General features: G+C 66.6%; 9 protein-coding genes, 1 pseudogene and 1 riboswitch. Of the genes and pseudogenes, 4 read left to right on the plus strand and 6 right to left on the minus strand.

The window, feature by feature from the left end; all coding sequences use genetic code 11:
• Nucleotides 1-102: 102 nt before the first annotated feature.
• Nucleotides 103-1,296, plus strand: a complete 1,194-nt coding sequence (locus tag OU994_RS23770) for a PLP-dependent aminotransferase family protein (RefSeq protein WP_281607953.1) — start codon at nt 103-105, stop codon at nt 1,294-1,296.
• 115 nt (nt 1,297-1,411) lie between these two features.
• Here OU994_RS23770 and OU994_RS23775 read toward each other — a convergent pair whose 3' ends face one another.
• A complete protein-coding gene (locus OU994_RS23775; RefSeq protein ID WP_281607954.1) occupies nt 1,412-4,336 on the minus strand; it encodes a TonB-dependent siderophore receptor in 2,925 nt (974 codons plus the stop codon).
• 251 nt (nt 4,337-4,587) lie between these two features.
• Here OU994_RS23775 and OU994_RS23780 point away from each other — a divergent pair.
• Nucleotides 4,588-4,797 (plus strand): annotated as a pseudogene (locus OU994_RS23780) (PLP-dependent aminotransferase family protein); the annotation flags it as partial.
• Nucleotides 4,798-4,818: 21 nt separating this feature from the next.
• On the opposite strand, the gene OU994_RS23785 reads toward OU994_RS23780, so the two are convergent.
• From OU994_RS23785 to OU994_RS23800, 4 genes are all read right to left on the minus strand, one after another.
• The gene (locus OU994_RS23785) at nt 4,819-6,417 is read right to left on the minus strand and encodes an FGGY-family carbohydrate kinase (RefSeq protein ID WP_373922482.1); all 1,599 of its coding nucleotides are present in this window, start codon (nt 6,415-6,417) and stop codon (nt 4,819-4,821) included.
• Nucleotides 6,418-6,439: 22 nt separating this feature from the next.
• The gene (locus OU994_RS23790) at nt 6,440-6,973 is read right to left on the minus strand and encodes an SRPBCC family protein (protein ID WP_131144792.1); all 534 of its coding nucleotides are present in this window, start codon (nt 6,971-6,973) and stop codon (nt 6,440-6,442) included.
• 140 nt (nt 6,974-7,113) lie between these two features.
• Complete coding sequence (locus OU994_RS23795) at nt 7,114-7,389, minus strand: hypothetical protein (protein WP_281607955.1); 276 nt, start codon at nt 7,387-7,389, stop codon at nt 7,114-7,116.
• Nucleotides 7,390-7,885: 496 nt separating this feature from the next.
• Entirely contained in the window at nt 7,886-10,705 is a 2,820-nt protein-coding gene (locus tag OU994_RS23800) for a pitrilysin family protein (protein ID WP_281607956.1), read from the minus strand.
• Between the two features lie 127 nt (nt 10,706-10,832).
• Nucleotides 10,833-10,983: riboswitch (FMN riboswitch) on the plus strand.
• 106 nt (nt 10,984-11,089) lie between these two features.
• Between OU994_RS23800 and ribB the strand changes: the two genes are divergently transcribed.
• The gene (gene ribB / locus OU994_RS23805) at nt 11,090-11,788 is read left to right on the plus strand and encodes a 3,4-dihydroxy-2-butanone-4-phosphate synthase (RefSeq protein ID WP_281607957.1); all 699 of its coding nucleotides are present in this window, start codon (nt 11,090-11,092) and stop codon (nt 11,786-11,788) included.
• A 3-nt stretch (nt 11,789-11,791) separates the two neighbouring features.
• On the opposite strand, the gene OU994_RS23810 is transcribed toward ribB, so the two are convergent.
• Nucleotides 11,792-13,147 carry an MFS transporter gene (locus OU994_RS23810; RefSeq protein WP_281607958.1) on the minus strand — a complete coding sequence of 452 codons (1,356 nt, stop codon included), beginning with the start codon at nt 13,145-13,147 and terminating at the stop codon, nt 11,792-11,794.
• A 114-nt stretch (nt 13,148-13,261) separates the two neighbouring features.
• Between OU994_RS23810 and OU994_RS23815 the strand changes: the two genes are divergently transcribed.
• Nucleotides 13,262-14,122, plus strand: coding sequence for a LysR family transcriptional regulator (locus OU994_RS23815; protein ID WP_281607959.1), 861 nt, complete (start codon nt 13,262-13,264; stop codon nt 14,120-14,122).
• The last annotated feature ends 6 nt before the right edge of the window (nt 14,123-14,128 follow it).

Raw genomic sequence — 14,128 nt, forward strand, 5'->3', positions numbered from 1 at the left:
GAATCAAGGGCGCTGCCTACCCGGCCGCGCCTCCATGGGCCGCCACAAGCGTGCCGTTCCAATGGCGGGCGCCGCCCGCCGCCCTTTCCCCGAGAGAGTCGTATGAAAATCGAAAATCCCAACCCGATCCAGTGGCGCTTTTCCGAGCGTGCCCAGCAGCTGCAGAGTTCCTTCATCCGCGAGATCCTGAAGATCACGCAGCAGCCGGAAATCATTTCGTTCGCCGGCGGCCTGCCGTCGCCGGCCACTTTCCCGGTGGAAGAAATGAAGGCGGCGTTCGACAAGGTGCTGTCCACCACGGGCAAGACCGCCCTGCAGTACGGCCCGACGGATGGCTACATGCCGCTGCGCCAGTGGATCGCCGATTCGCTCTCGAAGGATGGCGCGAAGATCGTGCCGGAACAGGTACTGATGGTGTCGGGCTCGCAGCAGGCGCTCGACTTGCTGGGCAAGGTGCTGATCGACGAAGGCAGCCGCGTGCTGGTCGAAACGCCGAGCTACCTGGGCGCGCTGCAGGCATTTTCCGTGTACCGCCCCGAATTCGCCTCGGTGGCCACCGATGACGACGGGCTGGTGCCGGCCTCGATCGAGCCGGTGGCGCAAGGCGCCCGCCTGCTGTACTCGCTGCCGAATTTCCAGAACCCGACCGGCCGCACGCTGTCGATCGCGCGCCGCCAGGAACTGGTGGAAACCTGCGCCCGCCTCGGCCTGCCGCTGATCGAGGACGATCCCTACGGCGCGCTGTCGTACAAGGGCGAACCGCTGCCGAAGATGGTGGCGATGAACCCGGACGGCGTGATCTACATGGGCTCCTTCTCGAAAGTGCTGACGCCCGGCATCCGCCTGGGCTACGTGGTGGCGCCGCTGCCGCTGGTGCGCCGCCTCGAGCTGGCCAAGCAGGCCGCCGACCTGCACACCGCGCAGCTGACGCAGATGGTGGTGCACGAAGTGATCAAGGATGGCTTCCTGGACCGCCACATCCCGACCATCCGCGAACTGTACGGCAACCAGTGCCAGGCCATGCTCGACGCGATGGCCGAGCACTTCCCGGCCGGCGCCACGTGGACCAAACCGCAGGGCGGCATGTTCATCTGGGTCACGCTGCCGAAGCATATCAATGCGATGGAACTGCTCGACGAAGCGATCAAGCACAAGGTCGCCTTCGTGCCGGGCGCGCCGTTCTACGCCAACGAACCGGAAGCGCACACGCTGCGGCTGTCGTTCGTGACGGTGCCGCCGGAGCGGATTCGCCAGGGGATTGCCATCCTGGGTCAATTGATTGCGGCGCGGATGTAGGCTTCAAGCACACGCATGGAATGGAAAGCCCTTCGATGATCGAAGGGCTTTTTTGTTTGGCAGGCAGCAAAGCCGAGTATTGCGGTCCGCATGACCGCGCGGATGGCTGCGCTTCCTAGAGACTGAAACGCAAGCCGACCCGGTACATGCGGCCGAGGACGTCGAACAGCGAAGGGTTGAGTCCATAGCCCACGTTCGGACCCGGCGCTGTCGGCGAGTCGCGGTCGCCCAGATTGTCGATCTTGGCATAAGCCATGACGTTTTCCGACACCTTGTAGGTCGCCCCCAGATCGACATACAGCGCGCCCTTCATCTGGTTGTTGTCGATGGTCGGATGGATCGTCGTCGCAACCGGGCAGTTGGCCTTGCACTCGATGTACTCGTTGCTGTAGACGCCGTTGCTGATCCAGCGCTCGGTCAGCGTCACGCTGGCGCGATCGGTCGACCAGCCTTGCGTGGCCAGCAGCTTCCAGCGCGGCGTGGAACCCAGGTTGACACCCGCCGATTCGGTCGGGATTGTTCCTGGCACGCCCGAATCGGTAATGTTATCGATCGTATGCGTGGCCAGCGCACGCAGGGTGAACATGCCGGGCACGCCCAGTTTCGCCATGCTGCCCCGGTACGAGGTCTCGATGTCGAAGCCCCGCAGCTTGAGGGAGGCCAGGTTGAACTGCTGCAAGCGCACGTAATTATTCGACGGCACCGGGCTGTCGAGCATCATGGCGGCGCACATTTCCTGGTTGCCGGCCACGCACAGGTCGACTTCCTGCTGCAGGCCCAGCGTCGAGATGACGCCATCGACCTTGATCGTGTAGTAATCGACCGAGGCACTAAAGCCCGGCAACCAGCGCGGCTGCGTGAGCACCACGCCGAGCTCCGTGCTGCGCGCGGTCTCCGGCCGGAGCGCCGTGTTGCCAGTCACCTGCTGCTGCACCGTCAACGTGGTGCCGCGATAGTTCACCACATTGTTGGTGGTGACGATCGGCGCAAACAGTTCGCTCAGGTTGGGAGCGCGTACGTCGCGCGAGGTGACGGCGCGCAGGCGCAGCCCGTCGACGGCCGTTTTCCAGGTGCTGCCGACTTTCCAGGTCTTGGCATTGCCGGCGGTGCTGTAGACGGTGCCGCGTCCCGCCACGTTCAGGCTGGCCTCGCCCAGCCAGTCCGACTTGAACATGGGGAGGTTCAGTTCGAGATAGGCCTCGCGCACGGAATACTCGCCCTGGCCGTTACGGTAATTGCCCGCGAACCAGTTTCCCCCTGTGACGGAATTCAGCACGGGATCGGCCGGATACTCGACCGAGTTCGGGCTGTCGGCCGTAACGCCATTGCCATAGGGGTCGGCACGCACGACGTAGGCCTCCTTGCGGTACTCGAGACCGGTCGCGACGGCCAGCGGACCGGCCCACAGCGCCAGTGGCTCGCCGCTGATGTTCAGGCTGGCCACGTCCTCGGTCTGGCGGGTGTGCTGCTGCGGGCCGAACCCGGGCATCACATACGCCAGCGCGCCGCTGCTCTGAGGCACGTTACCGATGATGTTGAGAGGCTGGCAGCCCGCGTTGCGCGCGGCCACGCTGCGGCAGACGATGCTGCCGTCGGACAGCCTGACGGCGTCGATCGCGGCGTTGTAGCGCGGCGTCAGCGTGATGTTCCTGACATACAGATCGGTGTGGTTGATGCCGCGCTGGTAGTAGGCGTTGTACGACCAGTTCACCCCGCCGGCATCGAAGCGTCCATCGGCGCCGATCACGTAGCGATTCTGGCGGCGCAGCGGCTCGACGCTGATGTTTTTCGGGAAGTTGGCGTTGCCAGTGCCGTACTGGAAACTGGTGATATTGTTGGCCGCGCAGTCGGCCACGATCGATGCCGGCAGGAACGGGTTATCGCACTGGATGGTGAGGTTGGCGTTTTTCGGTGCGCCGGCATTCGGTGTGTTCGACGAGTCGACCTGGGCCACGTTCGTGGTCATGAAGATTTCATGGTCCGGACTGATCGCATAGCTGAGGCGGGTGTACAGGTTCTCGCGCGTCAGTGCAGAGGCCAGGCTGGTGCTGTTGCCCGAGGTGCCGGACAGGTCGCCGCCCACGCAATACGGGCTGATACAACCGCTGACGCCGCCTTTGCCATCGGGCACGCCGTTGCCACCGTAGTTGAATCGATAGGGAACGCCGCCATCGCCAAAGGCGGTGCCTTGCAGCGGCCCGGAGGTGATCAGCCCGTAGCGGTTGTACTGGTAGGGCTGGGCGTTGCGGATGTCGAACATCTGCGGACTGCCATCGGTGGTCTGGGCCAGCGGACGGGTCTGGAAAGCCGGCGCATTGAAGGCGGTGCGGCCGTTCGGGCCGGGCCCGTTACCGAAGCCGTGCGGCGGCACGCCATCCTCCTTGCTGCGCTCGGCGCTGACGACCAGATGCAGCCTATCGTCCGCGAAGCCGCGGCCCCAGGCCGCCTGCAGCGTGACGTTCCTGTCGTCGTGGTAGTTGGTCTGGCCACCCTGGATATTGGCCTTGAAGCCCGTGAATTTCTTGTCCGTGATGAAATTGACGACGCCGCCGATCGCGTCCGAGCCATACGAGGCCGAAGCACCGCCCGTGACAACGTCGACGCGCTTGACGAGCAGTTGCGGAAACTGGCTGATGTCGGTCACGCCGGTGACGTTGGCCGGTACCACGCGCTGGCCGTCGAGCAGGGTCAGCGTACGGGATGGGCTAAGGCCCCGCAGGCTGAACGCGCTCAGGCCCTGCAAGCCGCTCGAGGTGCTGTAAGTCAGCACCGAATTCCCGGTACTGCCCTGCAGCGCGGGCAACTGGGAAATGGTGGTGAAGACATTGGGCTGGGCCGATTTTTCGATATCGTCGGAGGTCAGCGTGGTGGTCGGCGTGGGCTGGTTGTAGCCGCGCGCCGAAATGCGCGAACCGGTCACTGTCACCACGTGATCACTGCTTTGAGGCGTGGAAGCGGGCGCGGGCGCGGCCTCCTGCGCGTGCACCGACACGGTGCTGATCAGGCCGGCGCCGAGCAATACCGCCGAAGTCAACTTCAAGGGAAATGATCGTACGCAGTCGGCCGCGGTGCGGCTACCGGTTTGGCTATTCATGCTGTCTCCGTTATGGTTATTTACAGTCATGCAGTGCACTGAAGATCATCTTATGGATGTCAATATCTGCGATCCAATACTTTTTTTGTGACTTGCGATACCGATTCGGGTATCGCGCTTGGTTGTGTGCCCGTTGGTATGCTCAGAGCTCGGATTTCGCGGCGGGCTACCGTGCCCACGGAGCTGCAGGGCGGCATGTCATCCGGGTCACGCTGCCGAAGCATATCAACGCGATGGAGCTGCTCGACGAAGCGATCAAGCACAAGGTCGCCTTCGTGCCGGGCGCGCCGTTCTACGCCAATGAACCGGAAGCGCACACGCTGCGGCTGTCCTTCGTGACGGTGCCGCCGGAGCGGATTCGCCAGGGGATTGCCATCCTGGGTCAATTGATTGCGGCGCGGATGTAAGCACCGTACGGTCGCAATGCTTCAGCGGGGCGGCGGATAGCCGGTGATCGCCGCGATCTCGCCGTACAGCGGCCGCAGCTGCCGGTACATGCGCAGGTAGACACGCCGGTACAGCTGGTCATAGAGGCGCCGGTTGGCGGCATCCGGCTCGAAGGCCCGGCCGGGCCGCGTCATCGCGGCCACGGCGCTGGCGAAGTCGCGGTGCAGCCCCGGGCCGACGGCGCCGGCGATCGCCGCCCCCAGGCCGGAAGCTTCGTACACGTGGGCGCGCACGGCGGGCAGGCCGAAGATGTCGGCCGTCAGCTGCATGGCCGCATCGCTCTGCGAGCCGCCGCCCGCCACGCGCAGTTCGGTAATGCGGGTGCCGCTGCGCCGTTCGATGCGCTCCTTCCCTTCACGCAGCGCATACGCCAGCCCTTCCAGGATGGCGCGGTACATGTGGGCACGCGTGTGCACATCGCCGAAACCCAGCATCGCCCCCTTTGCTTCCGGCCCGGGCACCCGGATGCCGGGGCTCCAGTACGGCTGCAGCATCAGGCCCATCGAGCCCGGCGGCACCGCCTCCACCAGCCGGTCCAGCAATGCCTCGGGCGCCATGCCGTGTTCGGTGGCGGCCGCGAGCTCACGGTCGCCGAACTGCTCCTTGAACCAGTTCACCATCCAGTAGCCGCGAAAGATCTGCACTTCGGTGCTGTAGGCGCCGGGCAGCGCGGCCGGATACGGCGGTACGAACCGCGTGACCTCGACATATTTCGTGCTGGTGGTATTGATGGTCGCCGTGGTGCCGTAGGAAAGGCAGCCGACATGCAGCGCCAGGGCACCGGCACCGATCACCTCGCAAGCCTTGTCGGCCGCCGCGGCAAGCAGCGGCAGGCCGGCCGGGATGCCCGTGGCGGCGGCCGCCGCGGGCGTGATCGCGCCGATGACCGCGCCCGGCGGCGCCAGTTCGGGGAGCATGCCGGGCCGGATCGCCAGCGCCTGCCATTTCCAGTCGCGCGCTCCGGCCCAGCGGTGGCGGCGGAAATCGAACGGCACATAGCCCACCTGCGCGCCAGCCGAATCGACGAAACGGCCGCACAGCTGGAAGTTCAGGTAGCCCGACAGCAGCAGGAACTTGTGGGTGCGCCGCCAGATGTCGGGCTGGTGGGCGGCGATCCAGTTGATTTCCGCTTCGCGCTGGAAGTAGCGCAGCGTGCCGTCGACCCGGGCCAGCCGGAACGCCGCGCGCCACAGCGGGCCCACCCGCGGCACCTGCGACAGGTCGGTGCGGCGCTGGTCCAGCCATGTGATCGCCGGGCGCAGCGGCCTGCCCTGCTCGTCGACATTGACGACGGTGCCGCGCTGCGTGGTCACGGCCACTCCCGCGATGCCCCCGCGTGCGGCCGGCGCCACCAGCCACAGGCGGCGGCAGGCTTCGCAGACAGCCTCCCAGTAACCTTCGTCCTTGTGCTCGGCCCATCCCGGCCGCCAGGCGTCACAGGGCTGCAGCCCCACCTGCGCCTTCGCCACCAGGTCGCCGCGCAGGTCGAACAGCAGCGCGCGCACGCTTTGCGTGCCATTGTCGATGGCGAGGATGCAGGGCCCGGTCATGGGCGTGGCGGCAAGGTGCCAGGCCGCCATGCCATGCCGTCCGGGCCACCCATCAGCGCGATGCCTCGGCGGCTTCCTTCAGTTGCGCCAGCCCCTGCTCGAAGTCGGGGCCGGCCATGTCTTCCACGCTGGTGAACACCTCGACCAGCTTCATCACGAACGGCCGGTTGCCGGACATCGCCCAGCTGACCGCGGTGCCGTCCGGCCGCGGCGTGAGCACGAAGCGCACCTGGTTGTGCGATTCGAACGGCTGCACGAAATCGAGGCGGATCTGGAGCGCGTGCGGTGGCGTGCTCTCGACGATCTCCATCCTGCCCTGCCCCACATCCTCGTTGCCGCTCCACGTATAGATCGCGCCCTGGCCGCGCGGCGCGCCGCTGTAGGTGCGCTGCATCGCCGGGTCGAAGCGCTCCCATGGCGACCAGGCGGGCCATTGGTGGAAATCGTTCAGGTAGGCGAACACCCGCTCGGGCGGCGCCTTGATCACGGCGTTGCGTTCGATCCGGAACGTATCGGGCTGCATGAGCGCAAGACCGCCGATGACAGCGGCGATGACGATGACGGCAAGCAGTAACCTCTTCCACATGGCGGCCTCGAAGCAATGCGCCTGGCGCAATGGGTAGAGGCTAGCACAGAGCGCACGGCATTCCGCGCCGCGTTCGCATGGGCGTGCCGACATGCATTTCCCGCATGCCTGGCCGCGCGGCCGGACGCCTGCACGATGACCTAGTCCAGCAAGTCCAGCAGGCGCGTGCCGGCGAGCAGTCGGGCAAACACGTCGAGGACCGCATACGCGCCGAACAGTCCCGGCAGCAATGCCGCGAACAGCAGCGGCGACCTGGTTCGGCAGAAATGCACCGTGCTGGCCGCGGCCAGCAGCCCGGAAGCGATCGTCAGCACGAACACGGCCAGGTAGCGGGGCGAGCTGATCGCGGAGAGCAGCACCGCCAGCGCGCCGGCAAGCATCGCCAGGGCGAGCGTCACATAAGGAATGCCGATCATTATTCCTCTCCTTGCCATGATTCCAGAGCTCAGCAGATAGTCAATCTGAATAACAATGCAAATAATCCGGAAAGACCGCGAAAACATGTTCCATTCCATTCAAACATGACCGTCCGCCAAAAATATGCTTGAATAGCTGAAAACCTCATGAAAACAGTCGCTTGGCATTAATTAGCCAATTCGACTAATCACGGAATAAAATCATGCCATCACAAGGAAGATAATACAGCAAACGATCAGCGCAAAACTCACACATTATCTCCTGGCGCAGGCGATAAAATGCATGAGCAAATACGCGCAGCGAATGTGCGCAGGGATGGACAGGGGAATCAGGCGCGGGAAGCGGCAATGAAGAAGCGACGCGGCGGGAGAAGCGAAGCGGCGGGAGAAACCGCGGGAAGTGAGAACGCGGGAAGTGGAAACGTGGGAGGTGGAAACGCGGGAAGTGGAAACGTAAGACAAGGCGCCGCGGCGGAAGCCGCCGCGGTGGTGCCGCTTACTTTGCCTCGGGGTACAGCACGACCTGCACGTAGTTGTCGAAGTCGAAGTAGCGCTGCGCGGCACCCTGCACATCGGCCGGCGTCACGGCGGCCACGCGCTCCGTGAAGCCCAGGATGGATTCCGGCGGGAAGCCGTTCAATTGCGCCGCCTGCAATTGCGCCATCCAGAAACCATTCTCGCGCAGCGCCAGCCGGTGGCTCGTCAGCCAGTTCTGCTTCACCTTCGCCAGGTCCGCCGCCGCCGGACCGTTTTCCTGCAGCTTGCGGATTTCCGCGAACGCCGCCGCGATGACCTTGTCGACGTTTTCCGGCCCGCAGGGCAGCGCCAGCGCCACCGAATAATTCGGATACGGCAGCTTGGTGACGCCGCCGCTGGCGCCACCGCCGTAGATCAGGCCCAGCTGCTCGCGCAGCACTTCGGTCAGCCTGAGGTTCAGGACTTCGACGAGCGCCTGCATGCGCAGCTGCTCGGCCTGGGAAAACGCGGCGTCGCCCGTGAACGTGATCGAGATATTGCTCTTGGATTCCTTGCCGCGCCGGACCTCCTTCTTCACCACCCCGCGCACCGGGCGCACGCCGGTATCCCGATAGGCCACCGGAATATCCGCCGCCGGCAGCGAAGCCAGCCAGGTGGCCAGCAGGGGCTTGAGTTTCGCGACATCGAAACTGCCGACGAAGTAGAACGTCAGGCCCTTGGCGCTGGAAAAGCGCTCGCGGTAGATCTGCTGCACACGCTCGAGCTGCACCTTGTCGAAATCCTCGGGCCTTGGCGTGCGTGGCACGCGCGGATGGCCGCCGAACAGCGTGCCGCGCACCGTGTCGCCGAATTCCGCCTCCGGGCGCGCCATCGCGTTGCGCGCCAGGTCGCGCTGGCGCGCAACGAAGGAATTGAACAGCACCTCGTCGCGGCGCGGCTGCGTGAGCTTCACGTGTGTCAGCTGCAGCAGCGTTTCGATGTCCGCGCTGCCGGCGCTGCCGGTCAGGTTGTCGGACAGGTCGGCCATCGCCACGCTGACGCCCACGCTCTTGCCGGCAAGGACCTTCTGCAGGTCCGCCGGGGAATAGTTCAGCGCGCCCATCTGGGCGGCCAGCGCGCTGGCGTAGCGGGCATTGAAGATATCCTCCTCGCCGAACAGCGACTGGCCGCCGAAGCGCACGGCGCTCATCAGCACCTGGTCGTTGCGGAAATCGGTGGGCTTCAGCACCACTTTCACGCCGTTCGACAGGGTCAGCTCGACCGTGCCGAGCGCCTTGTTCTCCTGCTCGGCCACGATGCGGCCGGGTGCCGGCGGCTGGTCCAGCAGGTTGCTGGCGTAGGCTTTGTCCTCGCGCGCCGCCACGGTCTGCTTTTGCGCCTGGTCGACGGCGGCCAGCAGTTCGGTGCCGGTCGGCGCCACGCGGTCCTTCAGGCTGCCCATCAGGATCACCAGCTTCTTGTCATCGGACGGGATGGCCGCGCGCACCGCCGCGTTGACTTCCTCCAGCGTGATCCCGGGCACCAGCGCCTGCGCATAGGCGTACTCATTCTGGATGCCGGGGATCGGCTCGCCCTCGAGGAAATTGCGGATGTACTCCGCCACGAAGCCGGCCGAGTCGGACTTGTCGCGCTCGGCGTACATGCGTTCGTAGTTGCGCAGCATGGTTTTCTTGGCGCGGTCCAGTTCCGAGGCGGTGAAGCCGAACTGCCGCGCGCGCTCGTCTTCCTGGATCAGCGCATTGATCGCCGGGACATGCCCGCCCTTGCCCAGCAGCGCCGACACGGTGAACGAGCGGTAGCCGCGCACCACCTTGCCCATGCCGCTGCCGCCCTGGATGAAGGGAGGATCGGCCTGCTGCGTCAGCTCCATGATGCGCTGGCCCAGCATGGCGCCATACAGCTTCTCGACCAGGTCCCGCCGGTAGCCGCCGTACGTGGGGTCTTCCGGATGCGGCACGATCGGGTAGCGGATGTACAGCACGTCGGCCGGCGCTTCGCGGTCGGTGATCACCAGCCCTTCGTCGGCCTTGCGCTCGGGGATCACGGCATATTCGCGAGGCCGCGCGTTGTCCGGGTTCTTCAGCTTGCCGAAGTGCGCCTTGACCAGCTTTTCCGCCTCGGCCGGGTCGATGTCGCCGACCACCATCACGGCCATCAGGTCGGGCCGGTACCAGTCACGGTAGAAGCGCCGGATCGCATCGGGCTTGAAGGTGCGCAGTACGTCGGCCTTGCCGATCGGCAGGCGCTCGGCGTAGCGCGAACCGTTGAACAGCTTGGGGTACAGCACCTGGTTCATGCGGTCGTTGGCGCCCTTGCCCATGCGCAGTTCCTCGAGCACGATGCCGCGTTCGCTCTCGATGTCCTCGTCGTTGAAGGTGATGCCGCTGGCCCAGTCCTCCAGCACGAGGAAGCCTTTTTCCACGGCCTCCTTCGAATCGGTCGGGATCGGCAGCATGTAGACGGTCTGGTCGAAGCTGGTATAGGCATTCAGGTCGCGCCCGAACTTGACGCCGATCGACTGCAGGTACGACACCAGTTCATGGCGCTTGAAGTGGGTGGAACCGTTGAACGCCATGTGCTCGGTGAAGTGCGCCAACCCCAGCTGGTCCTCGTCTTCCAGGATCGACCCGGCCTTGACGACGAGGCGCAGTTCCAGCCGCTTTTCCGGACGTGCATTCTTCTGGATGTAGTAGGTCAGCCCGTTGGGCAGCTTGCCGACCTTGACATGCGGCGCCACCGGCAGCGTATCGCCGGGCGCCGGCAGCGGCGCGGCATGTGCCAGCAGGGAAGCACCGAGCAGCGCGGCGGCAGTGGCAAGCTTGTAAGAACTCAACTTCATGGGGATGGGTACGGTCGGATGGGCGAAGCGCCACGATACACCAGAACCGGAGGGCTCTGCTACAATCGCCGCGCCCGCCGCAAGCCGCGGCGAGCGCAGTCACTCAATCCGAGTGACTCAACTTAATTTACGTCTTCGGGGCGGGGTGAAATTCCCCACCGGCGGTATGGTCTTCTGACCGAGCCCGCGAGCGCCTGCGGTGATTCCTTTACCACAGGGTCAGCAGATCCGGTGCGATGCCGGAGCCGACGGTATAGTCCGGATGAAAGAAGATGTGCGTTGTACGTGCAGGCCTGCGCGCGCCCGGTGCATCACCGCGCGTGGCGGGCGCGCGCGTGTTCGCTTTGCCCTGGAGCGTTTTTCGCCATCGCGAGGAGCGTTTCAATGTCTGTCCAAGAACTGAACCCTGTTGTTTCCCCTACCGTTTCCCCTGCCGTTTCCCCTGTCACTCCGCCTGCCCTGCAAGGCGCCGCCCTCGAGGCGCGCATCGGCGCCGCGCTGGAAGCCGTGCGCAGCGGCGTGCCCGTCATCCTGCTCGATGACTTCGACCGTGAGAACGAGGCCGACCTGATCGTCGCCTGCGGCCGGCTCACGGTGGCCACCATGGCGCTGATGATCCGCGAATGCAGCGGCATCGTCTGCCTGTGCCTGACCGCCGACCGCGTGCGCGAGCTGGAGCTGCCGCCGATGGCCAGCGAGAACGGCAGCCGCTACGGCACGCCGTTCACCGTATCGATCGAGTCGCGGCATGGCGTGACCACGGGAGTCTCCGCGGCCGATCGCGTGGCCACGATCCGCGCCGCCACCGCGCCGGACGCGCGGCCGCACGACCTGGTGCGCCCCGGCCACGTCTTCCCGCTGCGCGCCACGCCGGGCGGCGTGCTGTCCCGCGCCGGCCACACCGAAGGGTCGGTGGACCTGGCGGTCATGGCGGGGCTGGCGCCGGCCGCCGTGCTGTGCGAGCTGATGAACCCGGACGGCACGATGATGCGCGGCGACGCCATCGATCGCTTCGCCGCGCTGCACGGCATGCCGATCCTGACGATCGCCGAGATGATCGCCTGGCGCCGGCTGCACGGCTGACCGTCACTCCGCCGCGCCGGCCGCCAGCCTGGCGGTGGCGCTTGCCTGCACATTGCGGTGGATGGCGAGGCAGGCCAGCGCGTAGGCCGCCGCGATGGCGCCGTACACGATGGCCAGCCGGGTGCCCCAATCCAGTACCGCGTGCAGGATGGTACCGGCCACCGCCACGCCGAGCAGCGCGCCGATCTGGCGGCAGGCGTTGAGCGCCGCGCCGGCGGCGCTGGCGTGCTCCTTGCCACCGGCCCCCATCACGGTCGATGTCATGGCCGGGATCGCGTAGCCGACGGCCAGGAACATCAGCGTTCCGCCGGCGATCACCAGCCAGGGCGGCGTGCCCGCCGTGGCCTGCGCCAGCAGCAGAGCGCCCATGGCGCCTCCCGCCATGCCTGTCAACAGCGGCAGGCGCGTGCCGTGCCGGGCCACCGCGCGCCCGGACAGCACATTGCCGATACCCGCCCCGGCCGTCATCGGCAGGATCGCCAGTCCGGTGCCCAGCGCCCCGCTGCCGTGCGCATCCTGCATCCACAGGCTGACGACGAACATGTGGCCGAACGTGCCCACATTGATCAGCATGCCCGTCAGTACGGCGGCGCGAAATGGCGCGATGCCGTACAGCGCGCGCGGCAGGATGGGCTGCGCGGCACCGCGCTCGCGCTGGACCAGCAGAACCGCCAGCAGCACGGCCGAGGCCAGCGCGCCCAGCACCGGCATCGAGAACCAGCCCAGTACCGGGCCTTCGATCAGCACGAAGGCCAGCGCCGCCAGCGCCCCCGCGCCCAGCGCGTGGCTCAGCATGCCCAGTTTCCGCGCGTGCGGCGCGGGTGCCGGCGCTTTCGCCTGCGCCAGCGCGATGCCCAGCAGGCCGAGGGGCAGGTTCAGCCAGAAGATGCTGCGCCAGCCGAATGCTTCCACCAGCACGCCGCCGGCCACCGGCCCCACGGTGGCGGCGGCGCTGACGATCGCCGCCCAGCCGGCGAACATCTTCGCGCGCCGCGCGGGGTCGTCCTCGGCATGCGTCAGCAGCGCCAGGGAACTGGGCATGAACAGTGCCGCACCGGTGCCCTGCAGCAGCCGCGCCGCCACCAGTGCGGCGCCGGAGGGCGCCAGCGCGCACAGCACGGAACCCAGCACGAACACCGCCAGGCCGCCCTGGTAGGCACGCTTGGCGCCGTAGCGGTCGGCCAGGGCACCGCCGGCCAGCAGCAGCGCGGCAAACGTCAGCGTGTATGCGTCGACCACCCAGACCAGCCCTTCCAGCGGCACGCCCAGGTCGGTGGCAATGTCGGACAGGGCCGTGTTCACGGCCGTCACGTCGATCATCGCCATCACGAAACCGATGGCGAGGGTAAACAACAGCATGGCGCCTCCTTGGCGGGCGATTCTTCGGGATGCCGAAAGGTTAAGGCCCTTGCCTGATGCAGTAAACATGCATACCATCGGCACCCTGATGCAAAATTGCATGACGGAGCACGCATGGACTGGGACGACGCCCGCATATTCCTCGGTATCTACCGGGCCGGCACGCTGCGCGGCGCCGCCGCCCGGCTGGGCATCGACCAGGCCACGGCGGGCCGCCGGCTGGCCGCGCTGGAAGCCGCGCTGAATGCGAAGCTGTTCCTGCGCACGCCATCGGGCTACGTGCCCACGCCGGCCGGCGAGATGGCGGCGCGGCCGGCCGAGGCGATGGAACAGGCGGCCCACCGGCTGGAGCGGGAAATGCAGGGCATCGACAACCGGCTGTCCGGCACGGTGCGGGTGGCCACCACGGATACCATGGCGCAGTACTTCGTGATGGATGCGATCCGGGCGCTGCATGCGGAGCATCCGGACATCCGCGTGGTGCTGCACGTGAACACGGCGGTCACCAGCCTGACGCGCCGCGAAGCCGATCTCGCCGTGCGCACGCTGAAACCCACCGATCCCGACCTCGTATCGCGCCACCTGGCACGGCGGACTTCCGGCCTGTACGCCAGCAAGACCTACCTGCGCAGGCGCGGCATGCCGGCGGCCGACACCGGCCTGGCCGGCCATGACCTCGTCATCTACCACGCCTCGGTCGCCCCGCGCCAGGCCAACCACGTGGCCGGCGTGCCCGTGGCCGGGGCGCGCGTCGCGCTCGAGGTCAACACGGGGCTGATGCTGATGGATGCGGCGCGCGCCGGCATCGGCATCGCCGAACTGCCGGTGCACATGGCCGACCAGGATGCGCGGCTGGTGCGCATCTTCCCGGACCGCGTGCACCAGTACGACATGTACCTGGTGATGCACGGCGACCTGCACCGCAGCGCGCGGGTACGCGCCGTGGCCGACGCCATCATCGCTGCCGTGCCATAAGCTGAC

The organism is Pseudoduganella sp. SL102 (assembly GCF_027856995.1).
Classification (GTDB): domain Bacteria; phylum Pseudomonadota; class Gammaproteobacteria; order Burkholderiales; family Burkholderiaceae_D; genus Rugamonas; species Rugamonas albidiflava.

Coding starts and splice junctions, on each gene's coding strand:
- ribB (WP_281607957.1), top strand. CDS start 11,090: ATGTCTGTCCAAGAACTGAACCCTGTTGTTTCCCCTACCGTTTCCCCT.
- OU994_RS23770 (WP_281607953.1), top strand. CDS start 103: ATGAAAATCGAAAATCCCAACCCGATCCAGTGGCGCTTTTCCGAGCGT.
- OU994_RS23800 (WP_281607956.1), bottom strand. CDS start 10,705: ATGAAGTTGAGTTCTTACAAGCTTGCCACTGCCGCCGCGCTGCTCGGT.
- OU994_RS23810 (WP_281607958.1), bottom strand. CDS start 13,147: ATGCTGTTGTTTACCCTCGCCATCGGTTTCGTGATGGCGATGATCGAC.
- OU994_RS23785 (WP_373922482.1), bottom strand. CDS start 6,417: ATGGCGGCCTGGCACCTTGCCGCCACGCCCATGACCGGGCCCTGCATC.
- OU994_RS23815 (WP_281607959.1), top strand. CDS start 13,262: ATGGACTGGGACGACGCCCGCATATTCCTCGGTATCTACCGGGCCGGC.
- OU994_RS23790 (WP_131144792.1), bottom strand. CDS start 6,973: ATGTGGAAGAGGTTACTGCTTGCCGTCATCGTCATCGCCGCTGTCATC.
- OU994_RS23795 (WP_281607955.1), bottom strand. CDS start 7,389: ATGATCGGCATTCCTTATGTGACGCTCGCCCTGGCGATGCTTGCCGGC.